This window comes from Sphingopyxis granuli NBRC 100800 (genome assembly GCF_001591045.1).
In the GTDB taxonomy this organism is placed as follows: domain Bacteria; phylum Pseudomonadota; class Alphaproteobacteria; order Sphingomonadales; family Sphingomonadaceae; genus Sphingopyxis; species Sphingopyxis granuli.
Map to the genome: position 1 here is coordinate 1 of NZ_BCUA01000058.1, position 26,341 is coordinate 26,341.

23 protein-coding genes and 1 pseudogene are annotated in these 26,341 nt (G+C 68.4%); 14 read left to right on the forward strand and 10 right to left on the reverse strand.

Annotated features, from left to right (window positions below; translation table 11 throughout):
- Positions 1 to 239 precede the first annotated feature (239 nt).
- The 5 genes from SGR02S_RS13350 to SGR02S_RS13370 all read right to left on the reverse strand — a co-directional run bounded on the left by SGR02S_RS13350 (position 240) and on the right by SGR02S_RS13370 (position 5,652).
- Positions 240 to 902, reverse strand: a complete 663-nt coding sequence (locus SGR02S_RS13350; protein WP_067110672.1) for an inner membrane-spanning protein YciB — start codon at positions 900 to 902, stop codon at positions 240 to 242.
- A complete protein-coding gene (gene ftsY / locus SGR02S_RS13355) occupies positions 899 to 1,822 on the reverse strand; it encodes a signal recognition particle-docking protein FtsY (protein WP_067110675.1) in 924 nt (307 codons plus the stop codon). Before ftsY ends, SGR02S_RS13350 begins: the two co-directional genes overlap by 4 nt.
- Positions 1,819 to 3,138, reverse strand: a complete 1,320-nt coding sequence (locus SGR02S_RS13360; RefSeq protein WP_067110677.1) for a radical SAM protein — start codon at positions 3,136 to 3,138, stop codon at positions 1,819 to 1,821. Before SGR02S_RS13360 ends, ftsY begins: the two co-directional genes overlap by 4 nt.
- Positions 3,135 to 3,941, reverse strand: coding sequence for a diaminopimelate epimerase (dapF, locus tag SGR02S_RS13365; protein ID WP_067110680.1), 807 nt, complete (start codon positions 3,939 to 3,941; stop codon positions 3,135 to 3,137). The genes SGR02S_RS13360 and dapF overlap by 4 nt, the downstream gene beginning before the upstream one ends.
- 88 nt (positions 3,942 to 4,029) lie before the next feature.
- Positions 4,030 to 5,652, reverse strand: a complete 1,623-nt coding sequence (locus SGR02S_RS13370; RefSeq protein ID WP_067110683.1) for a putative bifunctional diguanylate cyclase/phosphodiesterase — start codon at positions 5,650 to 5,652, stop codon at positions 4,030 to 4,032.
- Positions 5,653 to 5,938: 286 nt separating this feature from the next.
- Here SGR02S_RS13370 and ffh point away from each other — a divergent pair, with 286 nt between their 5' ends.
- The 5 genes and pseudogenes from ffh (at position 5,939) to SGR02S_RS13395 (ending at position 9,394) form a co-directional block, all read left to right on the forward strand.
- Positions 5,939 to 7,393: a signal recognition particle protein gene (gene ffh / locus SGR02S_RS13375; RefSeq protein ID WP_067110686.1), complete on the forward strand. Its 1,455-nt coding sequence runs from the start codon at positions 5,939 to 5,941 to the stop codon at positions 7,391 to 7,393.
- Between the two features lie 39 nt (positions 7,394 to 7,432).
- Positions 7,433 to 7,882, forward strand: a pseudogene (rpsP, locus tag SGR02S_RS20605) (30S ribosomal protein S16); the annotation flags it as partial.
- Positions 7,883 to 8,222: 340 nt separating this feature from the next.
- Complete coding sequence (rimM, locus tag SGR02S_RS13385) at positions 8,223 to 8,708, forward strand: ribosome maturation factor RimM (protein WP_067110692.1); 486 nt, start codon at positions 8,223 to 8,225, stop codon at positions 8,706 to 8,708.
- A 30-nt stretch (positions 8,709 to 8,738) separates the two neighbouring features.
- Entirely contained in the window at positions 8,739 to 9,020 is a 282-nt protein-coding gene (locus SGR02S_RS13390; RefSeq protein WP_067110728.1) for an AbrB/MazE/SpoVT family DNA-binding domain-containing protein, read from the forward strand.
- On the forward strand, positions 9,017 to 9,394 hold the full coding sequence (locus SGR02S_RS13395; RefSeq protein WP_082797143.1) for a type II toxin-antitoxin system VapC family toxin: 378 nt from the start codon (positions 9,017 to 9,019) through the stop codon (positions 9,392 to 9,394). Before SGR02S_RS13390 ends, SGR02S_RS13395 begins: the two co-directional genes overlap by 4 nt.
- A 12-nt stretch (positions 9,395 to 9,406) precedes the next feature.
- Here the strand turns inward: SGR02S_RS13395 and SGR02S_RS20105 are convergent, their stop codons facing one another.
- On the reverse strand, positions 9,407 to 9,577 hold the full coding sequence (locus SGR02S_RS20105; protein WP_156483082.1) for a hypothetical protein: 171 nt from the start codon (positions 9,575 to 9,577) through the stop codon (positions 9,407 to 9,409).
- 103 nt (positions 9,578 to 9,680) lie between these two features.
- Here SGR02S_RS20105 and SGR02S_RS13400 point away from each other — a divergent pair, with 103 nt between their 5' ends.
- The 4 genes from SGR02S_RS13400 to SGR02S_RS13415 all read left to right on the forward strand — a co-directional run bounded on the left by SGR02S_RS13400 (position 9,681) and on the right by SGR02S_RS13415 (position 12,851).
- Positions 9,681 to 10,598 (forward strand): LysR substrate-binding domain-containing protein, encoded by a 918-nt coding sequence (locus tag SGR02S_RS13400; RefSeq protein WP_067110695.1) that lies wholly within the window; start codon positions 9,681 to 9,683, stop codon positions 10,596 to 10,598.
- Positions 10,595 to 11,341, forward strand: coding sequence for a tRNA (guanosine(37)-N1)-methyltransferase TrmD (gene trmD / locus SGR02S_RS13405; protein ID WP_067110733.1), 747 nt, complete (start codon positions 10,595 to 10,597; stop codon positions 11,339 to 11,341). Before SGR02S_RS13400 ends, trmD begins: the two co-directional genes overlap by 4 nt.
- A complete protein-coding gene (gene rplS / locus SGR02S_RS13410; protein WP_067110698.1) occupies positions 11,338 to 11,715 on the forward strand; it encodes a 50S ribosomal protein L19 in 378 nt (125 codons plus the stop codon). Before trmD ends, rplS begins: the two co-directional genes overlap by 4 nt.
- A 110-nt stretch (positions 11,716 to 11,825) precedes the next feature.
- Positions 11,826 to 12,851, forward strand: coding sequence for an aspartate-semialdehyde dehydrogenase (locus tag SGR02S_RS13415; protein WP_067110701.1), 1,026 nt, complete (start codon positions 11,826 to 11,828; stop codon positions 12,849 to 12,851).
- 15 nt (positions 12,852 to 12,866) lie between these two features.
- On the opposite strand, the gene SGR02S_RS13420 is transcribed toward SGR02S_RS13415, so the two are convergent.
- Positions 12,867 to 14,447, reverse strand: coding sequence for an ABC-F family ATP-binding cassette domain-containing protein (locus SGR02S_RS13420; protein WP_067110704.1), 1,581 nt, complete (start codon positions 14,445 to 14,447; stop codon positions 12,867 to 12,869).
- A gap of 120 nt (positions 14,448 to 14,567) precedes the next feature.
- Entirely contained in the window at positions 14,568 to 15,536 is a 969-nt protein-coding gene (locus tag SGR02S_RS13425; RefSeq protein WP_067110706.1) for a magnesium and cobalt transport protein CorA, read from the reverse strand.
- A gap of 433 nt (positions 15,537 to 15,969) precedes the next feature.
- On the opposite strand from SGR02S_RS13425, the gene SGR02S_RS13430 reads away from it, so the two are divergent.
- The 4 genes from SGR02S_RS13430 (at position 15,970) to SGR02S_RS13445 (ending at position 20,965) form a co-directional block, all read left to right on the forward strand.
- Positions 15,970 to 16,347, forward strand: coding sequence for a BlaI/MecI/CopY family transcriptional regulator (locus SGR02S_RS13430; RefSeq protein WP_067110709.1), 378 nt, complete (start codon positions 15,970 to 15,972; stop codon positions 16,345 to 16,347).
- Entirely contained in the window at positions 16,344 to 18,023 is a 1,680-nt protein-coding gene (locus tag SGR02S_RS13435; protein WP_067110711.1) for a M56 family metallopeptidase, read from the forward strand. Before SGR02S_RS13430 ends, SGR02S_RS13435 begins: the two co-directional genes overlap by 4 nt.
- Before the next feature lie 111 nt (positions 18,024 to 18,134).
- Positions 18,135 to 18,893 (forward strand): hypothetical protein, encoded by a 759-nt coding sequence (locus SGR02S_RS13440; RefSeq protein WP_067110714.1) that lies wholly within the window; start codon positions 18,135 to 18,137, stop codon positions 18,891 to 18,893.
- The gene (locus tag SGR02S_RS13445) at positions 18,890 to 20,965 is read left to right on the forward strand and encodes a TonB-dependent receptor plug domain-containing protein (protein WP_067110717.1); all 2,076 of its coding nucleotides are present in this window, start codon (positions 18,890 to 18,892) and stop codon (positions 20,963 to 20,965) included. Before SGR02S_RS13440 ends, SGR02S_RS13445 begins: the two co-directional genes overlap by 4 nt.
- A 77-nt stretch (positions 20,966 to 21,042) precedes the next feature.
- Here the strand turns inward: SGR02S_RS13445 and SGR02S_RS13450 are convergent, their stop codons facing one another.
- On the reverse strand, positions 21,043 to 22,704 hold the full coding sequence (locus SGR02S_RS13450; RefSeq protein WP_067110719.1) for a M28 family metallopeptidase: 1,662 nt from the start codon (positions 22,702 to 22,704) through the stop codon (positions 21,043 to 21,045).
- Between the two features lie 200 nt (positions 22,705 to 22,904).
- On the opposite strand from SGR02S_RS13450, the gene pip reads away from it, so the two are divergent.
- Positions 22,905 to 23,996, forward strand: coding sequence for a prolyl aminopeptidase (gene pip, locus SGR02S_RS13455; protein WP_067110722.1), 1,092 nt, complete (start codon positions 22,905 to 22,907; stop codon positions 23,994 to 23,996).
- Between the two features lies 1 nt (position 23,997).
- Here pip and SGR02S_RS13460 read toward each other — a convergent pair whose 3' ends face one another.
- A complete protein-coding gene (locus tag SGR02S_RS13460; protein WP_067110725.1) occupies positions 23,998 to 26,139 on the reverse strand; it encodes a S9 family peptidase in 2,142 nt (713 codons plus the stop codon).
- Between the last annotated feature and the right edge of the window lie 202 nt (positions 26,140 to 26,341).

Sequence of the window (26,341 nt, forward strand, 5' to 3'; positions counted from 1 at the left end):
GCGAAGTCGAGACACTCATCGGCCTTGCGCCACGCCGATGGGTGTCTCGACTTCGCTCGACACGAACGGATAAGAGGCGGTGCAGGTTTATGGCACGCCGCTATAGGGCTGCAACAGGATAGCCATTGCGAGCGAAGCAATCTCCAGCGTGGGTTCATTCAGGCCGATGGCTGGAGATTGCTTCCCCCGGACCCGATCCGGGGTCGCAATGACGATGGGGGATTTGGCGATGTCGGCTCTCAGCCTTCGGCTTCCTCGGGCACCGCCAGCCCGTTCTTCAGCATCACCGGCACCTGCGTCAGCGTGAAGAGGAAGGAGAGCGCGGTCACGCCCCACACCTTGATCGTCAGCCATAGGTCGAAGCTCATCCGCTGCGCCTCGATCAGTTCGTACATGACATGGTTGGCGATGCCCAGGACGGCGAAGAACAGGCCCCAGTTGCGCGAAAGCAGCAGCCAGCCGCGCTCGGTCATGCCTTCGAGCGCCGACTGGAGCAGATATTTGAGCATCGGCTTGCCCAGCGCCCAGCCGCCGAGCAGCAGGAGGGCGAAGGCCGCATAGATGATCGTCGGCTTCATCACGATGAAGCGTTCGTCGTGGAACCAGACGGTCAGCGCGCCGAAGCCGATGACGAGGACGCCCGACATCCACAGCATCGGTGAAATCTTGCCCAGCTTCCATTTCGACACCGCCATCGCGATCACGATCGCGGCCATGAAGGCGAGCGTGCCCTTGATCGCGCTGGCGGTCGCGGCGAAGGCGCCGCTGCCGCCCGAGGTGAATTTATAGACGAGGAAGAAGACGAGCAGCGGCCCGAAATCGATCGCGAAGTTCAGCCAGCCATGCTTCGCGGGCGGCGGCGCGGGGATCGGCTCGGGGCCGCCGGGAAGCTGGTCGGTCATCGGATATTTCCTGCAATGATGCCCGCGATCTCGTCGGCGTCGAAGGGGCGGAGATCGTCGATCGTCTCGCCGATGCCGATCGCGTGGATGGGAAGCCCGTGACGCTCGGCCGCGGCGACGAGGACGCCGCCGCGCGCGGTGCCGTCGAGCTTGGTCATGACGAGGCCGGTGACGCCCGCGACCTCGCGGAACACGTCGATCTGCGACAGCGCATTCTGTCCCGTCGTCGCGTCGAGCACCAGCACGACGTCGTGCGGCGCGGCAGGGTTCAGGCGACCGAGCACGCGCTTGATCTTGGCGAGTTCGTCCATCAGCTCGCGCTTGTTCTGGAGGCGGCCGGCGGTGTCGACGATCAGCACGTCGATGCCGGTCGCGGTCGCCTGCTTGACCGCGTCGAACACGATGCCCGCGGCGTCGCCGCCCTCCGGCCCCGCCATGATCGGCACGCCGAGCCGCTCGGCCCAGACCTTGAGCTGTCCGATCGCGGCGGCGCGGAAGGTGTCGCCGGCGACGAGCATCACGCCATAATCCTGTTCCTGGAACAGGTGCGCGAGCTTGGCGATGGTGGTCGTCTTGCCCGACCCGTTGACGCCGATCACCAGGATCACCTGCGGGCGCGGGAAGGCGTCGATCTCAAGCGGTTCGGCGACCGGGCGCAGCACCGCCGCGATCTCTTCGGCCACGACCTTGCGCAGTTCCTCGGTGCCGCCCGCGACCGCGTCGCGTCGCGCCGCGAGCCGCTCGCGGATGCGCGCCGCCATCGCGGGGCCGAGGTCGGCGGTGATCAGCGCCTCCTCGATCCGGTCGAGGTCGTCATCGTCGAGCCGTCCCTTGCCGGTCAGCCCCGACAGATTCTCGCCCAGCCGTTCCGACGTGCGGCGCAGGCCGCCGAACAGCCGTTCGCTCCAACTCGTGCTCATGCCGTTCCATCCTTGTCGATGCGGGTTGCCGCCATCCGCTCGCCGTCGCGCGCGCCGATGCGCACCGGCACGATGCTGCCGGGCGCCGCGGGCGCCGCGAGCGTCAGGGCGGTGAAATCCTCGCCATGGCCGCTCATCCCGTCGCGCTCGACAAGCATCGCGGCGATACGCCCGCGCCGCGCGTCCATCCAGGCGTGGCGGCGGCGCGCATTGGCCTCGCGCAGGCGCGCCGCGCGCTCGCGGGCGACGGCGCGGCCGACCTGCGGCATGCGTGCCGCCGGGGTGCCGGCGCGCGGGCTGTAGGGAAAGATGTGGCCGAAGACGATGTCGCAATCGTCGACCAGCGCCAGCGTGTTCGCGAACATGCCGGCATCCTCGGTCGGAAAGCCGGCGATCAGATCGGCGCCGATCGCGATGGCGGGGCGCGCGGCCTTGAGCCGTTCGACGAGCCGCACCGCGTCGGCGCGGCGGTGGCGCCGCTTCATCCGCCGCAGCACCATGTCGTCGCCCGCCTGGAGCGACAGGTGGACATGCGGCATCACGCGCGCCTCCTGCGTCAGCAGCGCGAACAGCGCGGCGTCGATGCGGTCGGGGTCGAGCGACGAGAGGCGGAGACGGTCGAGGCCGGGGAGGGCGAGCAACGCTTCGGCCAGCGCAGCGAGGCTGGTGCCGCTATCGTCGCCATAGCTGGCGAGGTCGACGCCGGTGAGCACGATCTCGCGCTGGCCGCGGTCGAGCGCGGTCCGCGCGGCGGCGATGACGGATTCGATGCTCGCCGACCGTGCCGTCCCGCGTGCAAGCACCGTGGCGCAGAAGGTGCAATCGTGCGAGCAACCTGTCTGGACGCCGAGGAAGGCGCGAGCATGGTCGGCGCCGGAGAGGGCGGGAGTATAGGGAGGACGGTGCTTCGACAGGCTCGGCACGAACGGATTTAGAGGACGACTTATCCCATCGCCCGTTCGTCCTGACCCCGGTTCAAGTCCGGGGGACGGGCCGTTCTTCTTCCCAATGCGATAGCTTTCGGCGAGCCCCTTGGCATCGTTGGCTACCACCCGCGCGCCCATGTCCGCGAAGCGCTGCGCTTCCAGTTCCGCCGCGCAGCCGGTCACCACGACATTGGCGCCCGGCCGCTCGCGCAGCGCGCGTCGCACCGCCTGCCGCGCCTGCCGCACCGCCTCGTCGGTCACGGCGCAGCTGTTGAACACGATCGTGTCGGTCGCGCCCGCGCGCAGCGCCGCCGTGCGGACCGCTTCGCCCTCGGCGAGGTTGAGCCGGCAGCCGAAATTGACGACCTCGACGCGGGGGCCGGCGCTCATCCGAAGCGGGCCCAGTCGGTCTCGCCTTCGAACACGCGCGTCGCGGCGCCGCTCATCACGATCGGCTCGCCCTCGGCCCAGCGGATGACGAGGTCGCCGCCGGGCAGCGACACGGTGACGGGCGAGCGAACCAGCCCGGCGCGGATCGCGGCGACCGCGGTCGCGCAGGCGCCGGTGCCGCACGCGTGCGTCAGCCCGACGCCGCGTTCCCAGACGCGCAGCTGAAGCTGGTCCTCGCCGTCGAGGCTGGCGACGTTGACGTTGACGCGCTCGGGAAACAGCGGATCGCTCTCGATCCGCGGCCCCAGATCGGCGAGCGGCACGGCGTCGGCCTCGGGGACGAAGAAGATGATATGCGGGTTGCCGACATTGACCGCCGCGCCATGTTCGAGCTCGTCCCAGGCGACGGGCATGTCGCGCGTGTCCATCGGCATCGCGAGCGGAATCCGCTCCCAGTCGAACGCCGGCTCGCCGAGCGTCACTTCGGCGCCGCCGTCGGCCGGCGTGACGCGCAGCATCCCGCCCAGCGTCTCGATCACCGCGGGCTTGCCGAGCAGCGTCGCGACGCAGCGCGTCGCATTGCCGCACGCCTCGACCTCGCCGCCGTCGGCGTTGAAGATGCGCATCCGGACATCGGCCTTGTCGGACGGTTCGAGCAGGATGAGCTGGTCGCACCCGATGCCGTGGCGGCGGTCGGCGATCGCATGCGCGCGCGCCGGCGTCATCGCGACCGCATGCTCGCGCGCGTCGATGACGACGAAGTCGTTGCCGAGGCCGTGCATCTTGGTGAAACGATCCGCCATAGCGGGCGCATTTAGGGATGCGGGGCGGGGAAGTCTAGCGAGGCGTCCGAGTCCGCCCGACTCTCGCTTTCCTTGCGGAGAGGGCGTTTCACGCCTGCTTGCGCAATTCGTCTTCCTCGTCCGCCGGTGCGTCGGGCAACGCCGGCATCCGCAGCAGGCCGCGGTCGGCGAGCATCCGCGCGGTGTCGTCGGCGGACATCGCGCGCCCATAATGCCAGCCCTGCCCCTTGAGGCAGCCGAGCCGCATCAGTTCGATCGCGCTCGCCTCGTCCTCTACCCCCTCGGCGGTGATCGGCATGGCGAGGCTTTCGCCGAGCCGGATGATCGCGACGACGATCGCCCGCGCATCGGAACTGCCGCGCATCGCCGCGATGAAGCTCTTGTCGATCTTGATCCGGTCGAACGGCAGCGCGCGCAGGTGCGACAGCGACGAATAGCCGGTGCCGAAATCGTCGAGCGAAAGCGACACGCCTTGATTCTTGAGGCTGGTGACGATCGAGCGGACGAGGGGCAGATTCTCGAACAGCGAGCTTTCGGTGATCTCGACCTCGAGCTGGCTTGCCGGAAAGCCCGTTTCGACGAGCAGCTTGGTCAGCTTCTGGCTGAACCAGGGGTCCTTCAGCTGCTGCGGCGAGATGTTGACCGCGAGCATGATCGAGGGGTCCCAGGCCTTGGCCGCCTCCATCGCCTGGCGGATGACCTGCAGCGACAGTTCGCCGATCAGCCCGCTTTCCTCCGCGATCGGGATGAAGCGTTCGGGCGGGATCATCCCATATTCGGGCGAATCCCAGCGCATCAGCATCTCGAAGCCGACGAGGCGGCCGCTCGCGATGTCGACCTGCGGCTCGAAATGGGGAACGAACTCGCCGCGCGGCATGCCGCCGCGGATTCCGGTCTCGATCTGGTTGCGGACCTGGACCGCCATCTCCATCCCCGGCTCGAACCAGATGTGGCGGTTCCGGCCCTTGTCCTTGCCGTGATACATGGCGATGTCGGCCTGGCGGACCATCGTTTCCATCGTCGTGCTCGCGTCGTCGGCGAGCGCGATCCCCAGCGAGGCGCCGATGCGGATATGCTGCGCGTCGTGCGCGACCGAATCCTCGAGCGCGGCGACGAGCTGCGCCGCGAGCGCGTCGATCTGGGACCGCGCGGTGGGCTCGAAGACCAGCATCGCGACGAATTCGTCGCCGCCGAGCCGCGCCTTGGCCGCGTTCGGCGGCAGGACCGTGCTGATCCGGTCGGCCGCGACCTTCAGCACGCGGTCGCCCGCGGCGTGGCCGTGGATGTCGTTGACGGTCTTGAAATGATCGAGGTCGAGCAGGAAGAGCGCGACCTGCCGCTGCTGCGCCGCGGCGCGCGCGATCAGTTCCTGTCCCCGCGCCAGCAGCGCGCGGCGGTTGAGGAAACCGGTCAGCGGGTCGGTGTCGGCGAGGTAGCGCGCGCGCTGCTCGGCCTCGGTCCGCTCGCGAATCTCGCGGTTGAGATCCTCGTAGCGGCGCCAGCCGAACAGGATCAGCGCGATGTTGAGGACCAGCGCGACCGACAGCACCTTGTCGGGGCCGCCGCCCAGGCCGATCAGCGTCTGGACCACCGCCTGCATCACGTTGCTGCCGGTGCCCACGAAGAGCAGGATCGCCGCAACGACGATGCCGCCGGCAACGATATCGCGCCGCGCATCCTCGCTGCGATCGCGCCGCCTGGGCGCCGCCATTGTCTGAATAGTCCCCACCATCGACGCGATACTGCCCGCGAAGCGGTGAAATTTGCGTTAAGTGATCCGGGGGCGGCGCAACGGCGCGGTCGCTTCGATCTTCTGCGCTGCCGCGACTTGCCTTTTGCCGCCCTTTTGCCTAAAGGCGCGGCGTGCGTCCGCATGATGCGGATGGACGGATCGACATCCGCGACGGAAATTCTGTCCACGGATAGCCGCTGGTTGGCGAGGTTTCGCTCACCGGCGTCTTTTGCGTTGCGGTGTAGGTAAGGGATTGTAAAGGCGCATGTTCGACAGTCTGAGCAATCGGCTTGGCGACGTTTTCGGAAAGCTGCGCGGCCGCGGCGCGCTGACCGAGGCCGACGTGCGCGCCGCGATGCGAGAGGTGCGAATCGCGCTGCTCGAGGCCGATGTCGCGCTGCCCGTCGTGCGCAGCTTCGTCGATCAAGTCACCGAACTGGCGATCGGCCAGAATGTCCTGCGCTCGGTCACCCCGGGCCAGCAGGTGGTCAAGATCGTCAGCGACGCGCTGACCGAGATGCTCGGCGCCGAGGCGGCCGAACTCGATCTCGCCGTCACCCCGCCGGCCGTCATCATGATGGTCGGCCTGCAAGGCTCCGGTAAAACCACGACGACCGCGAAGATCGCGAAGCGGCTGAAGGAAAAGGAGCGCAAGAAGGTGCTGATGGCGTCGCTCGACGTCAATCGCCCCGCCGCGCAGGAACAGCTGGCCGTGCTCGGCGAGCAGATCGACGTCGCGACGCTGCCGATCGTCGCGGGCCAGCAGCCGACCCAGATCGCGCAGCGCGCCCTGCAGGCGGCGAAGCTGCAAGGTTTCGACGTGCTGATGCTCGACACGGCGGGCCGCCTTCACGTCGACCAGCAGCTGATGGACGAGATGCAGGCGGTGGCGCGCACCGCCGAGCCGGCCGAAACCCTGCTGGTCGTCGACAGCCTGACCGGCCAGGACGCGGTACAGGTCGCGCAGCGCTTCACCGAGCAGGTGCCGCTGACCGGCGTCGTGCTGACCCGCATGGACGGCGACGCGCGCGGCGGCGCCGCGCTGTCGATGCGCGCCGTCACCGGCAAGCCGATCAAGTTCGCGGGCACGGGCGAGAAGCTCGACGGGCTGGAGACCTTTCACCCCGCGCGCATCGCCAACCGCATCCTCGGCATGGGCGACGTCGTCAGCCTTGTCGAGCGTGCCGCCGAGACCATCCAGGCCGACGAGGCCGAGGCGATGGCGAAGAAGATGGCGAAGGGGCAGTTCGACCTGAACGACCTTCGCACGCAGCTCAACCAGATGCGCCGCATGGGCGGGCTCGGTGCGCTCGCCGGCATGATCCCCGGCCTCAAGAAGGCGCAGGCGGCGATGGCGCAGAGCGGCACCGACGACAAGATGCTCGTGCATTTCGACGCGATCATGGGATCGATGACCCCCAGGGAGCGTGCGAAGCCGGAGATCATCAACGCCAAGCGCAAGATCCGCATCGCCAACGGATCGGGCACGACGGTGCAGCAGGTGAACAAGGTGCTCAAGATGCACCAGGAAATGTCCACCGCGATGAAGAAGATCCGCAAGATGGGCGGGCTGAAGGGCCTCGGTGCGCTGTTCGGGCGCGGCGGCGGCATTCCCGGCATGCCCGGCCTTGGCGGCGGCGGAATGGGCGGCGGTCTGCCCGGGCTGGGCAGCGGCGGCCTGCCGCCCGACCTCGCCAATCTGATCAACAAGAAGAAATAATCCGAATATCCCCGATTTTCAGACAAAGAAGGACATATCATGGCTACTTCCATTCGCCTGTCGCGCGGCGGTTCGAAAAAGCGCCCCTATTACAAGATCGTCGTCGCCGATTCGCGCAGCCCGCGCGACGGCCGCTTCATCGAGCGCATCGGCAGCTACAACCCGCTGCTCGGCAAGGATAATCCCGAGCGCGTGAAGCTCGACGTTGAGCGTGCGAAGCATTGGGTCTCGGTCGGCGCGCAGCCGACCGACCGCGTCGCCCGCTTCCTCGACGTCCTGGGCGTCAAGGAACGCGCCGCGCGCAGCAACCCGCAGAAGGGCGAGCCGGGCGAGAAGGCCAAGGAACGCGCCGAGGAGAAGGCCGCGAAGCTGGCCGAGGCCGAGGAAGCCGCGAAGGAAGCCGCCGCGGCTCCGGCTCCCGAGGCGCCCGCCGAGGAAGCGGCTGCGCCCGAGGCCGCCGAAGCGCCTGCCGCTCCCGAAGCCGCCGAAGCGCCTGCCGCTCCCGAAGCCGCCGAATCGCCCGCGGCTCCCGAAGCCGCCGAATCGGATGCGACCGGATCGGTGAAGAGCGAAGCGACGGCCGAAGCCGTTGCCGACGCGGTGGCCGACGAGGTTCCGGCCGAAGCGACCGCCGAAGATGCGACCGCGATCGCCGAGGAAGTCGCCGAGGGCGGCCCCGCCCCGGAAGCCGAAGAAAAGACCGAAGGTTGATTCTTCTCCCCTCCCGCTTGCGGGAGGGGTCGGGGGTGGGCCTGTGACCGCCAAGTCAGAGCGCTCGCCTTCGGCTCGCCCCACCCCTAACCCCTCCTGCAAGCGGGAGGGGAACGATATGGACCGCCCCGTCACCCTTGCCGCCATCGCCGGTGCGCACGGGGTGCGGGGCGAGGTGCGGCTGAAACTGTTCGGCGAAGGCGCGGATGCTCTCCGCGCCTTTTCCGTTTTCGAAGCGGGCGGGCGCAAGCTGACGCTGAAATCGGTGCGCCCCGCCAATCAGGGCGCCGTCGCCAGCTTCACCGAAATCACCGACCGCGGCGCGGCGGAGGCGCTGCGCGGCACGCTGCTGACCGTCCCTCGCTCGGCGCTGCCGCCGCTGGGCGAGGGCGAATATTACCACCATGACCTGATCGGCCTGCCGTGCGTGTCCACCGACGGAACCGCGCTGGGCCATGTCGCGGCAGTCGAAAATTTCGGCGCGGGCGACATAATCGAAATCGAGAAGCCGGAGGGCAAGCGCTTCATGGTGCCGATGAATGCGCAGGCCGTGCCGGAGTGGAACGAGAATGGTGTCGTCGTTGACGCGGCCTTCGTCGAATAGTATATACAATATGTATATACGGAGGCAATGGTGACGAAGGAATATCGGGCCAAGATATTCAAGTCGGGCAATTCGGTCGCGTTGCGGTTGCCGAAGGCGCTGGGGCTGGAAGCGGGCACCGAGATGATCCTGCGCGAAGAGCATGGCCAGTTCCGTTTCGAACCGGCCGACAAGCCCAAGGCGAAGATCGACGTCAGCGGCTTCGCGGGCAAGGCGCCGGGCATCAAGCTGGCGCCGCGCGAGGACTTCGATGAACGCCCGAGCGCGATTGCAGCGCGCAAGGCAGCCGAGGAAGCGGCAAAGAAAGCGTGATCCGCTACCTGATAGACGCCGACGCCGCTGTCTATGCGATGGACGACGGACATGAATTGCTGACCGCGCGCGTCGCCGACCATGCACCGGGCGAAATCGCGATGTCTGTCATCAGCTATGCCGAAGTCGCCTATGGCACTTATGTCGGTAAGCCGCCGCCGCCCGAAATCCTCGAAGCGTTCATCGAAGCCATACCGCTTGTCCCGTTCGACGAGGCGGCGGCGCGGGCCTATACGAAGCTGCCGTTCAAGCGCGCCCGCTTCGACCGCCTGCTTGCGGCGCATGCCCTCAGCGTCGGCGCGATCATCATCACCAACAATGAAGATGATTTTGCCGATGTGCCGGGGCTCCGCGTCGAGAACTGGACGCGATAGCGCCCGGCCTGCTCAGCAAATACCGCTTATGCCGCTGCGGCGGCGGGAGTCGGGGCCGCGCGTGTCTCGCGGGCGGCGTAGCCGGGCGATGGCGGTGGTCAGCGACGCGAAGCCGCGGTCGAGGTCGGCGCTGAAACGGCCGTGATTCTCGGCCCAGCCGCGCATCCACATTTCATCGATCATCATTCTTCTCCTGCGGGATGGATGCGAGCCAGATGCGCCTTGCGCCCGCACATCGCCAACAAAAGCTTTGCGGTATGACATAAGGATGACTTATAAGTTGGCGATGCCTAACCTGCCCCCTCTCGCCGCGATCCGCGCCTTCGAAGCCGCCGGCAGGCTGGAGAATTTCTCGCGCGCCGCCGAAGAACTCGGGATGACGCAGGCGGCGGTCAGCTATCAGATACGTCAATTGGAGGATCGCCTCGGCCGGGCGCTGTTCGTCCGCGAGAAAGGGCGGGTGCGCCTGTCCGAGACGGGGCAGCGGCTGCTTCCGGCGGTCCGTGCCGCCTTCGCGTCGATGGGCGACGCCTTCGCCGCGATCGGCGATGACGAGGCGGACATATTGACGATCAGCGCCGCGGTCACCTTTGGCGGCACCTGGCTCAGCGCGCGCATCGGGCGCTTTCAGCTGCGCTATCCCGATCTGGCGGTGCGGTTGTCGATGTCGAACGACTATGTCGATTTCGATGCGTCGAACGTCGACGTCGCGATCCGCATCGGTCCGGGGGGCTGGCCGGGGCTGCGCGCCGATTTCCTGTTCCGCAGCCATGTGACGCCGATTTGCTCGCCGGCCTTTCGCGACGCGAACCGGATCGCGGCGCCGGTCGACCTGCTGCGCGTCGAGCGGCTCGCGCCGAACGACGGCTGGTGGGCGGGATGGCTCGCCGAAGCGGGAGTCGACGTCGCGCCGCCGCCGCGCCGCGGGGTCGAACTCGACAGCCAGCTTCAGGAGGCGAGCGCGGTGCAGGGGGGCTATGGCGTCGCGCTGATGACGCCGCTGCTGTGGCGCGCCGAACTCGACAGCGGGCGGATGGTCCAGCCGTTCGATACCCTCTACCAGCCCGGCGGCGCCAACTGGCTCGTCTATCGCGAAGGCCGCAGCCGCGTGCGCAAGATCGAACGGTTCCGCGAATGGCTGCACGAAGAGATGGAAAAGGATCGTCCGCTGCTGCCCGAGGCGCTATGGGAGCCGCTGCCATGAGTTTCGCCGCCGTTCCCCTGACCCTTTATCCCGACATGTTCCCCGGTCCGCTGGGGCACAGCATGGCGGGGCGTGCGCTCGAGAGCGGGACATGGACCTGCGCGCCGGTGCAGATTCGCGATTTCGCGACCGACAAGCATCGCACCGTCGACGACACGCCGGCGGGCGGAGGGGCGGGGATGGTGCTCAAGGCCGACGTGCTGGCGGCGGCGGTCGATCATGCGGCGGCGGAGCATTCCGGTTTGCCGATTCTGGCGATGACCCCGCGTGGCGCGCCGATCACGCAGGCCCGCGTGCGCGACCTGGCGGCGGGGCCGGGGGCGATCATCCTGTGCGGCCGCTTCGAGGGGTTCGACGAGCGCATCTTCGACGCCCGGCCGATCGAGCAGGTTTCGATGGCCGATATCGTCCTGTCGGGCGGCGAGATGGCGGCGCTGCTGCTTCTCGACGCTTGCATTCGGCTGCTTCCCGGCGTAATGGGCGCGGCTTCCAGCGGGGACGACGAATCGTTCGAGAACGGTCTGATCGAATATCCGCACTATACCCGACCTGTCACATGGGAAGGGCGCACGATCCCCGAAGTGCTGCGATCGGGGGATCATGCGAAGATCGCCGCCTGGCGGAAGCAAAGGGCGGAAGAGGACACACGGTTACGCAGGCCGGACCTTTGGGAGCGTCATGTCGACGCTCGGGACCGACCTGCCTCTGGCGCGCGGCGAAGAGAGAAGGACGAGAGGCCATGAACCTCATCCAGACGATCGAAGCCGAGGAAATCGCCAAGGCTGCCAAGGATATCCCGACGTTCCGCCCCGGCGACACGCTGCGCGTCGGCGTGAAGGTGGTCGAAGGCGAACGCACCCGCGTCCAGAATTTCGAGGGCGTGTGCATCGCGCGCTCGAACAAGGGCATGGGCTCCAACTTCACCGTGCGCAAGATGTCGTTCGGCGAAGGTGTCGAGCGCGTCTTCCCGCTCTATTCGCCCAACATCGACAGCATTACCGTCGTCCGCAAGGGCGCCGTCCGTCGTGCGAAGCTCTACTATCTGCGGGGCCGCACCGGTAAATCGGCGCGTATTGCGGAGCGCCGCGAATACCGGTCGGAAGCCGGCGAAGGCTAAGGAGAGCTTTCTCCCCACAAAGCCGAAACAGCTTTCCAAGACGACCGGTTCCGCCCCAGCGCGAAACCGGTCGTTTTTCGTTTCAAGCACCAGCATCAAAGGACAAGTTCATGGGTTATCGGATCGTCGTCGCGGGCGCGACGGGCAATGTCGGCCGCGAAGTCCTCGCCATCCTCGCCGAGCGCGAGTTCCCGATCGCCGAACTGGCCGCGGTCGCCTCGTCGCGCAGCCAGGGCGAGATGGTCGAGATCGGCGATACCGGCAAGACCGTCAAATGCCAGAATATCGAGAATTTCGACTGGGCCGGCTGGGACATGGCGATCTTCGCCATCGGGTCCGACGCGACCGCGATCCACGCGCCGAAGGCGGCGGCGGCGGGCTGCGTCGTGATCGACAACAGCTCGCTCTATCGCATGGACCCCGACGTGCCGCTGATCGTGCCGGAGGTGAACCCCGATGCGATCGACGGCTACACCGCGAAGAACATCATCGCCAACCCCAACTGCTCGACCGCGCAGATGGTCGTCGCGCTGAAGCCGCTGCACGATGCCGCGGGCGTCAAGCGCGTGATCGTATCGACCTATCAGTCGGTCTCGGGCGCGGGCAAGGCGGGGATGGACGAGCTGTGGAACCAGACGCGCCAGATCTTCGTCGGCGACGAAAAGGACGTGCAGAAGTTCACTAAGCAGATCGCCTTCAACGTCATTCCGCACATCGACAAGTTCCTCGACGACGGGTCGACCAAGGAGGAATGGAAGATGGTGGTCGAGACCAAGAAAATCCTCGATCCCAAGGTGAAGGTCGTCGCGACCTGCGTGCGCGTGCCGGTCTTCGTCGGCCATTCGGAATCGGTGAACGTCGAGCTGGAACGGGAATTGTCGGCCGAGCAGGCGCAGGAGATCCTGCGCGAGGCGCCCGGCGTGATGCTCGTCGACAAGCGCGAGGACGGCGGATACGTCACCCCGGTCGAATGCGTCGGCGACTATGCGACCTTCGTCAGCCGCGTGCGCGACGACAGCACGGTCGACAACGGCCTCGCCTTCTGGTGCGTCAGCGACAACCTCCGCAAGGGTGCGGCGCTGAACGCGGTCCAGATCGCCGAACTGCTCGGGCGGCGGCATCTGAAGAAGGGGTGAGGGGGCGCTTCCCCCTCATTCGCCCAGCGTCACCGTGCGCGTGATGCCGATCGCCTCGAGGAACGGGCGGTCGTGGCTGACGACGAGCAAGGCGCCGTCATAGGCGGCAAGGCCGGTCTCGACCGCGGTCAGCGAATCGAGGTCGAGGTGGTTGGTGGGCTCGTCGAGGATCAGCAGCTGCGGCGGCGTCGGCGCGCCGAGCGTGCAGGCGAGGCCGGCGCGCAGCATCTGGCCGCCGCTGAGCGTGCCGACGATGCGGTCGGCGGCATCGGCGCGAAAGCGGAAGCGCGCGAGCGCGGCGCGGCACTGGTTGTTCGTCGTCCCCCGGTTGAGCCGGGCGAAATTGTCGGCGATCGACAGCATGGGGTCGAGCAGCGAAAGACGCTGGTCGAACAGGGCGAAGGGCACGCCGACGCGGACTCGCCCCCGCTGCGGCGCCAGCGTTCCCGCGACGAGCGCGAGCAGCGTCGACTTGCCCGAACCGTTGGGACCGGCGAGCGCGACGCGTTCCGGGCCGGTGATCGTCAGCGACAGGTCGCGGATCACAGGAACATCCTCGCCATAGCCCGCCGACACATGATCGAGTTCGAGCACCCGGCGCGAGGCCGGCAGGCCGGTCGCGGGCAGCGCCACCGCGAGCGGGTCGACGACCTCGATCCGGCCGCGCGCGTCCGACAGCGCGCGTTCGGCCTCGGCCTGCTGGCGGTCGGCCAGCCGCCGGTTCGCGCCGCCGCTGGCCTCGGCGCGGCTCTTGAGCGTGCCGAGCAGAATGGCGGGCTCGTCGCCGCGCGCCGCCTTGCGCCGGCCCCCGGCATCGCGGCGCGCCTGGCGCTCGGCGGTGACCTGTGCCTGCCGCCGGACCGCGTCGAGCCGCTTTTCGGCGACCCCGAGCCCGGCTTCGGCGGCGGCCTGTTCGATGGCCTTGCGCTCGGCATAGGCGCTCCAGCCGCCGCAGTAGCGTGCGGCGCCGAGCCCGGTCAGCTCGACGATCGCGTCCATCTCTTCGAGCAGTTCGCGGTCATGGCTGACGACGATCGCGCCGCCGCGCCAGCCGCGCAGCAGGTCGCGCACCGCGTCGCGCCCTTCGCGGTCGAGATTGTTGGTCGGTTCGTCGAGCAGCAGGAAATCGGGTTCGGCAAAGATCGCCCCCGCCAGCGCGGCGCGTGTGCGCTGGCCGCCCGACAGCCGGGCGAGCAGGGTGTCGGGCGGCACCGGCAGGCCGAGCCTTGCCAGGCTTTCGTCGATCCGCGCTTCGAGCGTCCAGTCGGCATCGGCGAGTTCGTCGGCGGTGGCGTGACCCGCCTCGGCCTTGCGGAGCAGCGCGACCGCGGCGCGCGCGCCGAACAGGTCGGCGACCTGGGCGTCGGGATCGACCTGCACCGTCTGGCACAGCATCGCGAGGCTGCCGTCGACGGCGATGCGGCCCGATGTCGGCGCGATCTCGCCGGTCAGCAGTCGCAGCAGCGTCGATTTGCCGACACCGTTGCGTCCGACGATGCCGGTGCGTTCGGGATGGAATTGAAGGTCGAGGTCCGAAAGGACGGCGCGGCCGTCGAGCGTGGACCAGCCGAGATGGGCGAGGGTGATGGCGGGCATGGACAAGGCTTTCCTGAAGACAAGGCGGGGGACGCTGCGTTCAGTTGCGATCCATGATTCCATCGACTCCGTTTGGGGGTGAGGCCCCTATCTAGGGTCGCGGCGTCCGGCGGGCAAGGGTCACAGCCAGCCGATGTGCTTGAAACGCCAGTAGAGGAGGCCGCAGATGCCGCCCATCAGCGCGAGCGCGAGAGGGTAGCCGAAGGTCCAGTCGAGCTCGGGCATATGCGTGAAATTCATGCCGTAGATGCCCGCGATCGCGGTCGGCACCGCGAGGATCGCGGCCCAAGCGGCGAGCTGGCGGGTGATCGCGCCCTGGCGCTGCTGTTCGAGCAGCGAATTGGTGTCGACGACCGAGGCGGCGACGTCGCGCAGGCCGGTCAGGCGAAATTCGGCGCGCTGGACATGATCCCACACGTCGCGGAAGAAGGGGCGCACGGGATCGTCGATACACGGCAGCGGCGCGGTCGCGAGCTTTTGCGCGACGTCCTTCATCAGGCCGGTGAGCCGCTGGAACCGGATGACATGGTGCCGCTGCGCGTAGAGGTGGCGGATCTCGGCGGCGTCGAGCGGCGTGTCCATCACGCTGTCCTCGAGCAGCAGCAGGCGATCCTCGATCGCGTCGATGACCGGGAAATAGCCGTCGACGATGAAATCCAGAACTGCGTGGAGCACATAGTCGGGGCCGTGGCCGAGCAGCGCCGGGCTCGATTCGAGCTGCGCCCGCACCTCGGCATGGCCGCGCGCCGAGCCGTGGCGGACGCTGACGATGAAATGGCGGTCGACGAAGAAGGCGGTCTCGCCCGGCTGGATCGCGTCGCCGTCGAGGTTGGCGGTGCGCGCGATGACGAACAGCTGGTCGCCATAGACCTCGACCTTGGGAAGCTGGTTCGCCTTGAGCGCGTCCTCGACCGCGAGCGGGTGGAGGCCGAAGCGCGCCGCGATGCCTTCGAGTTCGCCGGGCGTGGGTTCGTAGAGGCCGAGCCAGAAGAAATCGCCCGGGTCGCTTTCGTCGGGGATCGTTTCGTCGGGGCCGAGATCGCGGACGAGCTTGCCGTCGTGATAGAGGCGGGCGGCCATGATCGGCATCGGCAATTATCCCCTTTCGACGGGTAATCATTCCCCGGCGAAAGCCGGGGTCCGGACGGCGTTGCGCTGCCGCGCATGGACCCCGGCTTTCGCCGGGGGACAAGTCCCTGCGTGTCCGCAGGACATATACGCCATCGTCTGTGACGGATGCAGCGCCGTTCGACAAGCGTGAGGCGAGGGCGGACGGCGGGAGTGGGGAGCAGGGCGCTCGCCCGGTTCGTCATTGACCTCGGAGAAAGCCGGGGGAAGCAATCTCCCGCCATCGGCCTTGCGCAAGTCCGATGGCTGGAAATTGCTTCGTCGCCCGCGCTCCTCGCAATCACGATCGGGTGGCGATCCGGACCGGCGGTGTGTCTTATGCGAATAAATCGCTTGCCATGGATGCGCTACAAATGTAGCTAAGCTACAAATGTAGCGCATAAGGTGATTCGCCATGCTGTCCAGCTTGCCCCCCCGCGAACGCGAAATCGTCGATATCCTCTATGAAAGGGGCGCCTCGACGGTCGCCGAGATCGGCGAGGCGCTGAGCGACGCACTGTCGGGGTCGGCGATCCGCGCGATGCTCAAGCGGCTCGAGGCCAAGGGCTTCGTCGACCGCACGGCGTCGGAGCGCGGCTTCCTCTATGCGCCCCGCGTGTCGGACAAGGCGGCGCGCAAGTCGGCGCTGAGCCAGGTCGTGCGCGTTTTCTTCAACGGGTCGGCGACGAGCGCGGCCGCGGCGCTGCTCGGCATGCAGGATGAGATGAGCGCGAGCGAACTCGACGAACTGCAAAAGCTGATCGCCGATGCGCGCGAAGGGAGGGCGAAATGACGATCACCGCCGCGAGCCTGCTGGAGCTCGGCCTGAAATCGCTGCTGATCGCCGGGCTGACGCTGGCGATCCTGCGCCTCGTGCGGTCGCGTTCGGCGGCCGAGCGGTCGCTGGTCGCGCACGCCGGACTGGTTGCGCTGCTGGCGCTCCCGGTCGCGGCATTGCTGCTGCCGCAATGGACGCCGCTGCCGGCCGCCTGGTCGGTGCGGCAGGCGGCGGCGCTGCCAGTGACGGAAGTCGCGGCGATGCCGGCGGCGGCGCTGCGCGATGCGGCGCCCGTGGCGGCGGCGACGTGGAACTGGCCGTCGCTCTCTGACATGGCGCTCGGAATTTATGCGCTGCCGCTGCTGCTGCTGTTCGCGCTGATGGCGCTGGCGGTGGTGCGGCTGTTCGCGATGCGCGCGCGCGCCGACGTGCTGGTCGAGGCGTCGTGGCTGTCGGCCCTGGCCGAGGCGCAGCGGCGCATGGGCTTCAAGCACGGCACCGCGCTGCTGGTGAGCGAGGAATTGCGCTCGCCGATCAGCTGGGGCGTGCTGCGCCCGACGATCGTGCTCAGCCCCAAGGCGGTCGGCGCGGTCGGCGAGGCCGAGGCGATCATCGCGCACGAACTGGCGCATGTCGCGCGGCTCGACTGGGCGAAGCTGCTCGCCGCCCGGCTGGCCTGCGCGCTTTTCTGGTTCAATCCGCTGGTCTGGATGCTGGCGCGCGAAAGCCACCAGCTGCGCGAGGAAGCTGCCGACGACGCCGTGCTGATGGCCGACATCGACGGACCCGATTATGCGACGCTGCTCGTAGGCGCGGCGCGGCACGACAATCAGGGCGCGCTGCTTGCCGCGCACGGCGTCGCGCCGGGCAAGGGCAGCCTCAAGCGCCGGATCACGCGCGTCCTCGACGCGAGCCTGAAGCGCGGGCCGGCGAGCGCGAGCTGGATGCTGATGAGCCTGGTGCTGCTCGCCGGGATCACCGCGCCGCTCGCCGCCTTTTCGGCCACCACCGGGCAAAGGGCGGCGGCGGCAGTCCACGCCGTCGCCGCCCCCGCCCCGACCGCGGCACCGCAGTCCGCCGCGGTCGCGGGCGGCGCCCCGGAGGCCGCGACGCCAGCCGCCCCGGTCGCGAAGCCCCAGGCCGGTCCATTGACCGTCGACGAACTGGTGGGGATGCGCGCGGTGGGGGTGACGCCCGAGGATGTGCGCGCGATGCGCCGTCATGGGTCGGTCGATTCGGACGACATCATCGCCGCGAAGGCGAGCGGGGTCGATCCCGACTATATCGCCGCGATGCGCCGTCTGTTTCCGCACGCGGCGCTCGACGACCTGATCGGCGCCAGAGCATTGGGCGTCTCGCCCGATTACGCCCGTGCGATGCAGGCGCAGTTCCCCGACGTCGATCTCGACGATCTGACCGCGATGCGGGCGGTGGGGGTGACGCCCGATTACGTCGCGCGGATGCGCCGCGCCGGCCAGTCGCTGTCCGATCCCGACGATGCGATCGAGGCGCGGACGGTCGGAAGCTGGGACAGCGGGCGGCACAGCGTCGTCCGGTCGCGGTCGGGGGCGACCGTTCGGGCCGAAGCCAGCGGCAGCGTCGAAGTGCGCAGCGCCGACGGAGCTGTGGTGCGGGTCGCGGCGCCGAGCCCGCCGGGACCGCCAAGGCCGCCCGTAGTACCGAAGGACTGACGCCCGGCCACTGGCCGAAGCGACACCGCCGATCATCGAACCGAAGTTTGGAAACGCCGTTGCGGCGGCGAGCGGAGACGCTCGGCCGGCGCAGGGAGGAGGAGTATCCCCATGAAAGCCAGAATCAACGCCCTGTTCGTCGCCGCGGGCGCCGCGGTCTTGCCGGTCATCGCCTGCACGGCGCCGGCGCAGCAGAGCCAGGCCGCCGCGCCCGCGAGCGACGCCATCCGCTGGGAGGTGTCGGTGCGCGATAGCGGAGACCACGCGCCGCGCCTGCGGCTCATCCATCGCAAGTCGACCAGCGACCTGCAACTCGATGGGCGGCGCGCCGAGTTCGGCGCGGCGCGGTCTGCGCTGGGCGGTGCGGCGGGGCCGGTGGCGTTCAGCGTCGTGCACGAGGCGGGGCGGCTCGATTGCAGCGGCCGCCTGAATGCCGCGTTCGACGGCGCGGGGCATTGCCGGTTCCAGCCCGATGCGGGATTTGCGCGGGCGCTGTCCGATCGCGGAATCGGAACGCCGTCGCGCGACCAGCAGTTCGCGATGCTGATGGTCGACGCCACCACCGCCCTTGCCGACGGGCTGATCGGAGAGGGCGTGCGGCCGAAGGACGGCAGCGACCTGATCGCCGCGGCGGCGCTCGGGGTCACGGGCACCTATGTCCGCGAACTCCAGTCGGGCGCATTGCGGCTGACGGCGATCGACGACGCGATCGCGTGCAAGGCGCTGGGGGTCGACGGCGCCTATGTGCGCGGGCTCGCCGCGGCGGGCTATGCCTCGCTGTCGTCCGACGAGGTGGTGAGCCTGAAAGCGCTGGGGGTGACGCCCGACTATGCGCGGTCGATGAATGCGGCCGCGAGGGCGGCGAAATGAGCCGCTGGACGAGCATTGCCGCGCTGGCCGCGGCGCTGGGTGCGGGCGCGGTGCAGGCACAGGAGGCGCCCGCCGTCGCCCCCGCTCCCGCGCCGTCCGATGCGGCGCGGCAGGTCTATGCCCCCGCCGACTTCGCGCGCTATGCGCCCAAGAACGCCTATGACATGCTGGCGCAGGTCCCCGGCTTTTCGATCCGCGACAATGAGGAGCGGCGCGGGCTGGGGCAGGCGACGGGCAATGTGCTGTTCAACGGCGTGCGCCCGTCGACCAAGTCCGACGATATGGCGACGCTGCTGTCGCGTATCCCGGCGGGCAATGTCGAGCGGATCGAGATCGTCGACGGCGCCTCGCTCGATATTCCGGGGTTGTCGGGGCAGGTCGCGAACATCGTCTATCGCGCCGACGATTTTTCGGGGCAGTTCGCCTGGAAGCCCGAGTTCCGCGCGCATTATGCGCATCCGCTCTACACCCGCGGCGATATCTCGGTGCGTGGGCGGACCGGCACGATCGAATATGAACTCGGCCTCTACAACAACGAGGGCGCGCGCAGCGCCGCCGGCGGCCCGACGCTGATCCTCGACGGCGCGGGGCGCATCGTCGAGCAGCGGCACGACGTCTGGCGCAGTCCCTATGACACGCCGAAGCTGTCGGGGCATCTGACATGGGATGGTCCCGGCGATTCGATCGCGCATCTCGGCGCCCATTATCAGCGCAAATACGACCGCTATGTCGAGGACGGGCTGCGGACGAGCGTCGGCGACCCCGACCGCTTCCGCACCGTGCGCGAGAAGAACGACAGCTGGAATTACGAGCTGAGCGGCGATTACCAGTTCGGCCTCGGCCCCGGGAAGCTGAAGCTGATCGGCCTGCGGCGGTTCAGCCACGAACCCTATTCGCAGGAGATCGTCACCCGCTTCGCCGACGCGACGCCGTCCGAGGGCGACCGGTTCGCGCAGCGCGGCAATCTGGGCGAGACGATCGCGCGCGGCGAATATCAGTGGAAGATGCTGGGCGGCGACTGGGAATTGTCGGGCGAGGCGGCGTTCAACACGCTCGACAATGTCGCGTCGATCGCGGTGCTCGATCCCGCCGCCGGCGTCTTCGTCGACCAGCCGTTTCCGGGCGGGATCGGCGGCGTCAGCGAGGATCGTTACGAAGGACTGCTCAGCTTCGGGCGCAAGCTGACGGACACGCTGTCGTTCCAGCTCGTCGCGGGCGCCGAGCATTCGAAGATCACCCAGACGGGCATCGGCGGACAGGAGCGCAGCTTCTTTCGTCCCAAGGGATCGCTGACGCTCGCCTGGGCGCCGTCGGCCGATCTCGACATGTCGTTGAAGATCCGGCGGCGTGTGCTGCAGCTGTCCTTTTATGACTTCCTTGCGCGGGCGTTCCTGAACGACGACAATCAGAACGAGGTCAACAACGACCTGAGGCCGCAGCAGGACTGGAGTTTCGAGTTCGAGGCGAACAAGACGCTCGGCGTCTGGGGGTCGACGAAGCTGAACCTCATCTACCGCGATGTCGAGGATCGCGTCGACGTCATCCCGGTCGGCGCGAGCGGCGAGGCGGTCGGCAATATCGACCGAAGCTGGGCCGCGGCGATCGACTGGACGACGACGATCAACCTCGACCCGGCGGGGCTGAAGGGCGTCAAGGTCGACACGCGCCTGCTGCTCCAGACCTCGTCGATCCGCGATCCCTTCACCGGCGAGACGCGCCAGTGGAGCGGCTTCACCGACCGGCAGATCGAGATCGACCTGCGGCACGATATCCCCGGCAGCGACTGGGCATGGGGCTTCAACGCTAACCACAGCCACATTCAGCCCAACTATCGGCGCAACCAGGTCGACCGGACGTGGGAGGGACCGGTGTTCGCCAGCCTCTTCGTCGAGAACAAGGACGTGTTCGGAATGACGGTGCGGGCGCAAGTCGCCAATATGTTCAACGCCCGTTCGCGCCGCGACCGGACCGTCTACACCGGCGTGCGCGGCGAAAGCCCGATCGCCTTCGTCGAGCAGCGCGACCGGCTGATCGGACCGGTCTTCGCCTTTTCGGTGCGCGGGAAGTTTTAGATTGCATCAAGTCCCTCCCCCGGGCGGGGAAGGACCCATGCCTTTGGCGGTGACTTGGCCGCGCCTTGCCCTTCGCGCTATTGCCGCGCAGCGGCGCTTTCGGCGCGGATGGCGCCGAACTCGCTCGTCGGCTGCCAGCCGGGCCAGCGGGTCGAGCGCGCGAGTTCATCACCGATCTGGTAAAAAAGCTGAATATCCTGAACCGCGCCGTCGAGGTTCCAGCTGGGGTCCCAGGCGTCGCACGCCTGATGATAGCATTGGCCGGTATAGGCATCGACCCATGCCTGTCCGGCGGCCTTGCCGCCTTCGACGAGGTCGGAGGCGCCCGCGATGCCCATCATCAGCAGAACGGGAACGCCGCGCTTGGCGAGGCTGAAATGGTCGGCGCGGAAGAAGAGGCCGCGCTCTGGCAGGCTTTCCTCGCTGACGCTGCGCCCCTGCGCCGCCGCGAAGCGGGCGAGGTCGTCTTCCAGCGTGCTCTGGCCCTTGCCGACGAGGATCACGTCCTTCGCGCGGCCCGCGGTCTGGAGGATGTCGAGGCCGAGGTTGGCGACGGTCTTCTCGACCGGGAAAAGCGGATTGGCGGCATAATGTTCGGAGCCGAGCAGGCCGCGTTCCTCCGCGGTCCAGAAGGCGAAGGCGATGCTGCGCTCGGGCGGCGGCGCGGCCTTGAACAGGCGCGCCATCTCGAACATGCCGGCGACGCCGAGCGCGTCGTCGTTGGCGCCGGCGCGATAGATGCGGCCCTGCGCATCGGGTTCGCCCTCGCCATAGGCATCCCAGTGCGCGCCGATCATCACCACCTCGTCGGGGCGCTGCGTGCCGGTGATCTTCGCGAGAACGTTCTGGCTCTGCACCTCTTCATGCGCCGAGGGAATGGCGGCGTCGAAATTCGTGCCGAGGTCGATGGGGCGGAAATCGGCGCGGCGCGCGGCGACGCGCAGCTTCGCGAGGTCCTGACCGGCGGCGGCGAACAGCTTCGTCGCGGTGTCGCCCGAAATCCAGCCCTGCAGCGCGAGGCTGGTCATCTTTTCGGGCGGGACGACGAGGCCGTAGTTCTCGCCGCCGGGGCTGTTGACGACGTTCCAGCCGTAGCCCACGCCCTCGGTATCGTGGACGATCAGCGCCGCGACCGCGCCCCGGCGCGCCGCTTCCTCGAACTTGTAGGTCCAGCGGCCGTAATAGGTCATCGTTCGGCCCTTGAACTTGCCGAAGGCGGGCTCGCCCTTCTTCGCGACGAAATCGGGGTCGTTGATCAGGAAGACCGCGACCTTGCCCTTGAGATCGACGCCCTTGAAATCGTCCCAGCCGCGTTCGGGCGCGTCGACGCCATAGCCGACGAACACCATCGGCGCGCCGGCGACCACGGCGCGGTCGTTCGGCTGAAGCGTCGATAGATAGATGTCGGTGCCGAAGGCGAGCGGGGTGGTCGTGCCGCCGCGGTCGAAGGCGAGCGTTTCGGGGGTGCCGAGCCGGGTGTGGAGTAGCGGCACGCGCTGCGTCCAGCCGCCGTCCGATCCGGCGGGTTCGAGCCCGAGCGCCTGCAGCCGACCGATCAGATAGCCGACGGTGCGTTCCTCGCCGACGGTTCCCGGCGCGCGGCCCTGAAACTGGTCGGAGGCCATGGTGCGGACGGTTTCGGTGATGTTCGCGGGGTCGATCGCGGGCGCCGCGGTCTGGGCAAGCGCCGGAACGGCAAGCAGCAGGGCGGCGGTGGAAGCGGCAAGGCGCAAGGTCATAGGGCGGTCATTTCCGATCGGTGCGGCGCGACCGGGCCGGGGCCGGTCACCTTCTGGGACTGGGCGACGCCACCGCAATTGCGTCGCTGCGGCTTTCGCCGCAAGGACGATTCAGACATGGCATCGGAGTCGCCCTAGCATGGGGGCGTGGCGCGCGGCCACCCCCCGAGCGGCGGCGCGCGCAACGAAAGGAAGACAGGATGGATTTTTCGCGGCTGCAGACATCGAGCAAGATCGGCGACGACTGGGTCTATCCCGAGGCGGAGGCGCGGCGCAGCGGGTGGCTGACCGTCGACAGCGACCCCGAGCATCGCCTGTATTGGGAGGAGTACGGCAATCCGGCGGGCGAACCGGTGATGGTGCTGCACGGCGGCCCCGGCGGCGCCTGTTCGCCTGCGATGGCGCGCTATTTCGACCCGGACCGCTATCGCATCATCCTGTTCGACCAGCGCGGATGCGGCAAGAGCGAGCCCAACGTCGCCACGGCGGGACCAACGACGGCGCTCGCGCGCAACACCACCGCCGACCTGATCGGCGATATCGAGAAGCTGCGCGATCATCTGGGCATCGCGGGGCGGATGCATGTCTTCGGTGGAAGCTGGGGCAGCACGCTATCGATGGCCTATGCGATCGCGCATCCCGATCATTGCGCGAACCTGATCCTGCGCGGCATCTTCCTGGGCGCGGCGGAGGATCTGCTCTATCTGTATCAGGGCAATGCCGCGACGTGGCACGAAGACCCGTTCGGGCTGACCGCGCCGGGCGCCTATATCCACTATCCCGACGAATGGCGCGCGCTGCTGGAAGTGCTGAGCGTCGAGGAACGGCGCGACGTGATGCGGTCGTACAAGGCGATCTTCGACATGGTGCCCGCGACCGCCGAGGAGAAGGAACGCCAACTCGCCGCGGCGGTGACATGGTCCCTATGGGAAGGAACGATTTCGAACCTGATCCCCGAGGCGGGCGATACCGGAAAGTTTGGGGAGGCGGGGTTTGCTTTGTGCTTTGCCCAGATCGAGGCGCATTATTTTGCCCATGACCTGTTTCTGGAGCCGGGGCATTTCTTTCGGCATATCGACACGCTGGCGGCGATTCCGGTGCATATCGTCCATGGGCGGTTCGACGAGGTATGCCCGCTGACGCAGGCGTCGCGGCTGACCGCGGCGCTGCGCGGCGCCGGGGCGGAGCCCGCGACCTATGTCGTCACCAACGCCGGGCACAGCGCGATGGAGCGCGAGAATGCGCTGGCGCTGACCGCGATCATGGACGGGCTGCCGCCGCTGGCGCCCTAGATCAGGGTGCCGCCGCAGCCGGCGGGGCCCAGCCGTGGCGGTATCGGGCGAACCAGGCGAGGATCGCCGAGGCCTTGGCCGCCGACTGCGACGGCCGCGCGGCGATGCCGCCGTGGCTGGCGCCGGGCACCTTGACGAGCGCGGTCGGGACGCCGCGCAGCCGCAGCGCGGTATAATATTGCTCCGACTCGCTGACCGGGGTGCGGTAATCCTCGCTGCCGACGACGACCATCGTCGGGGTCTTCACCTGGCCGACGAGCGAGAGCGGCGAGTGCTTCCAGAAGGTCTCGGGATTCTCCCACGGCATCGCGCCGAGCCAGTAGCGGCCGAAGAAGGCGGGGCCGTCGGCGGTCAGCGCCTGCGACGTCCAGTTGATCACCGGCTTTTGCGTCACCGCCGCCTTGAAGCGGTCGGTGTTGCCGACGATCCAGCTGGTCAGCACGCCGCCGCCCGAGCCGCCGGTGACGAACAGCGCGTCGGGATCGGCGATGCCGAGTTCGATCGCGCGGTCGACGATGCTGATCAGGTCGAAATAATCATTGCCCGGATAGGCCTTGTCGATCGTGTTCGCGAACGCCTCGCCATAGCTCGTCGAACCGCGCGGGTTCGACGACAGCACCGCGTAGCCCGCGGCGGCGTAGAGCTGGTTGTCGGTCGCGAAATGCGGGCCATAGGCCGAGAAGGGGCCGCCGTGAATCTCGAGGATCAGCGGCACCCGCCGGCCCTCGACATAGCCGGGGGGCAGGGTCAGCCAGCCCTCGATCTCCAGCCCGTCGAGGCTGGAGGCGACGGTGATTTTGCGCACCTCGCCCAGCGCCTTGGTCTCGCGCAGGCTGCGATTGAGGTCGGTCAGCATCCGCGTCTTGCCGCCCGCGGCGAGCTGAACCTCCGCCGGGCGCGTCGGGGTGCCGCCGGTGAAGGCGATCGCGCCGGTGTCGGCGACCGAGAAGCTGCCGCCGGTGTAGGGCCGGTCGAGCCCGCCGCCCGACAGGCCGGTGACGACGGTGCGCGCCGAGCCGTCGAGCCCGATGCGCGCGACTTTCGTCTCGCCATGATCGTCGTACTGGACATAGAGGCTGCGCCCGTCGGCGGCCCAGGCGACGTCGTCGACGCTGTAGTCCCAGCCGGCGGTCAGGCTGCGGCGGCCCGAACCGTCGGGGTTCATCACGTAAAGCTCGCTATTCTCATAGGCGCGCAGCTTGTCGTCGAAACCGACATAGGCGATCAGCCGGCCGTCGGGCGAGACGACGGGATTGGCGTCGGGGCCGTCGCGGTCGGTGAGCTGGGTGATGCGGCCGCTCGCGACGTCGAGCGCGAAAATCTCGCTCTCGCGCGCGTCGTTCTCCCAGTCGGGCTTGCGGTTGGCGCCGAAATAGAGGGTGCGTCCGTCGCGCGACCAGCTGAGCGGCCCGCCGTCGTGATAGGGGCCGAAGGTGAGCTGGCGCGGCGCGCCGCCGGTCGCGGGGACGAGAAAGATCTTCTCGAACCCCGGCTCGATATAGCCCGCGCCGTCGGCGCGATAGGTGAGGAGGTCGTGAACCTCCAGCGGATCGGCCCATTTGGCGCCTTCGGGCTTGTTGGCGGGAGCCGAGCCGAAGGTCGGCGCCGCGTCCTTGACCAGCATCGTATAGGCGATCGAGCGGCCGTCGGGCGACCAGGCGATGCTCGACGGGCTGGTCGGCAGGCCGGTCAGCCGCACCGCCTCTCCGCCGTCGATCCAGCGCACCCACAGCTGCGCGCCGCCGCCCTCGGTCGAGGCATAGGCGAGGCGCTTGCCGTCGGGCGACCAGCGCGGCGTGAAGGCGCTGCCGCCGCCGTTGCCGCCGGTGACGGGGATTTCCTGCCCGGTCGCGGTGTCGATCAGCCAGATGCTGCCGATCGCGCGGTCGGTCATGATGTCATTCTGTCGCCGGACATAGGCGATGCGGCGCCCGTCGGGGCTGATCTGCGGGTCGGCGGCGATCGCGAGGTCGAAGATGTCGGCGCCGGTGAAATGCCGTTCGGGCGCGGTGCGCGCGCTGCCGCTCGCGGACGCCGTCATCGCGGCGGGTTCGGGCTCCGGCGCCGCCGGCTGATCCTGCGCGGCGGCGAGCGAAGCCTGGAACGCGAAGAGGCTGACGCCGAGGATGACGAGTTTGCGCATGGATTTTCGACCCCTGTTTCCCTTTGAATCGCAGCGGTCTGAACCTTTCGGCCGGGGCGGTCAAGCGGGTGGCGGAGCGGGTGCGCATCGTTTGAAAACGGCGTGCGATTTCGCCTGCCTCGTCACCCCGGACAAGCGGGACCCCGGATCGAGATCGGCAATTCCCCTCAGGCAAGTAATGAGCTGTTCCCCGGCGAAAGCC

Excerpts from the sequence above, each read along its gene's own strand:
- SGR02S_RS13350 (WP_067110672.1), bottom strand. The coding sequence starts at position 902 with ATGACCGACCAGCTTCCCGGCGGCCCCGAGCCGATCCCCGCGCCGCCG.
- ftsY (WP_067110675.1), bottom strand. The coding sequence starts at position 1,822 with ATGAGCACGAGTTGGAGCGAACGGCTGTTCGGCGGCCTGCGCCGCACG.
- SGR02S_RS13360 (WP_067110677.1), bottom strand. The coding sequence starts at position 3,138 with ATGAGCGCCGGCCCCCGCGTCGAGGTCGTCAATTTCGGCTGCCGGCTC.
- dapF (WP_067110680.1), bottom strand. The coding sequence starts at position 3,941 with ATGGCGGATCGTTTCACCAAGATGCACGGCCTCGGCAACGACTTCGTC.
- SGR02S_RS13370 (WP_067110683.1), bottom strand. The coding sequence starts at position 5,652 with ATGGCGGCGCCCAGGCGGCGCGATCGCAGCGAGGATGCGCGGCGCGAT.
- ffh (WP_067110686.1), top strand. The coding sequence starts at position 5,939 with ATGTTCGACAGTCTGAGCAATCGGCTTGGCGACGTTTTCGGAAAGCTG.
- rimM (WP_067110692.1), top strand. The coding sequence starts at position 8,223 with ATGGACCGCCCCGTCACCCTTGCCGCCATCGCCGGTGCGCACGGGGTG.
- SGR02S_RS20105 (WP_156483082.1), bottom strand. The coding sequence starts at position 9,577 with ATGATCGATGAAATGTGGATGCGCGGCTGGGCCGAGAATCACGGCCGT.
- SGR02S_RS13400 (WP_067110695.1), top strand. The coding sequence starts at position 9,681 with ATGCCTAACCTGCCCCCTCTCGCCGCGATCCGCGCCTTCGAAGCCGCC.
- trmD (WP_067110733.1), top strand. The coding sequence starts at position 10,595 with ATGAGTTTCGCCGCCGTTCCCCTGACCCTTTATCCCGACATGTTCCCC.
- rplS (WP_067110698.1), top strand. The coding sequence starts at position 11,338 with ATGAACCTCATCCAGACGATCGAAGCCGAGGAAATCGCCAAGGCTGCC.
- SGR02S_RS13415 (WP_067110701.1), top strand. The coding sequence starts at position 11,826 with ATGGGTTATCGGATCGTCGTCGCGGGCGCGACGGGCAATGTCGGCCGC.
- SGR02S_RS13420 (WP_067110704.1), bottom strand. The coding sequence starts at position 14,447 with ATGCCCGCCATCACCCTCGCCCATCTCGGCTGGTCCACGCTCGACGGC.
- SGR02S_RS13425 (WP_067110706.1), bottom strand. The coding sequence starts at position 15,536 with ATGCCGATCATGGCCGCCCGCCTCTATCACGACGGCAAGCTCGTCCGC.
- SGR02S_RS13430 (WP_067110709.1), top strand. The coding sequence starts at position 15,970 with ATGCTGTCCAGCTTGCCCCCCCGCGAACGCGAAATCGTCGATATCCTC.
- SGR02S_RS13435 (WP_067110711.1), top strand. The coding sequence starts at position 16,344 with ATGACGATCACCGCCGCGAGCCTGCTGGAGCTCGGCCTGAAATCGCTG.
- SGR02S_RS13440 (WP_067110714.1), top strand. The coding sequence starts at position 18,135 with ATGAAAGCCAGAATCAACGCCCTGTTCGTCGCCGCGGGCGCCGCGGTC.
- SGR02S_RS13445 (WP_067110717.1), top strand. The coding sequence starts at position 18,890 with ATGAGCCGCTGGACGAGCATTGCCGCGCTGGCCGCGGCGCTGGGTGCG.
- SGR02S_RS13450 (WP_067110719.1), bottom strand. The coding sequence starts at position 22,704 with ATGACCTTGCGCCTTGCCGCTTCCACCGCCGCCCTGCTGCTTGCCGTT.
- pip (WP_067110722.1), top strand. The coding sequence starts at position 22,905 with ATGGATTTTTCGCGGCTGCAGACATCGAGCAAGATCGGCGACGACTGG.
- SGR02S_RS13460 (WP_067110725.1), bottom strand. The coding sequence starts at position 26,139 with ATGCGCAAACTCGTCATCCTCGGCGTCAGCCTCTTCGCGTTCCAGGCT.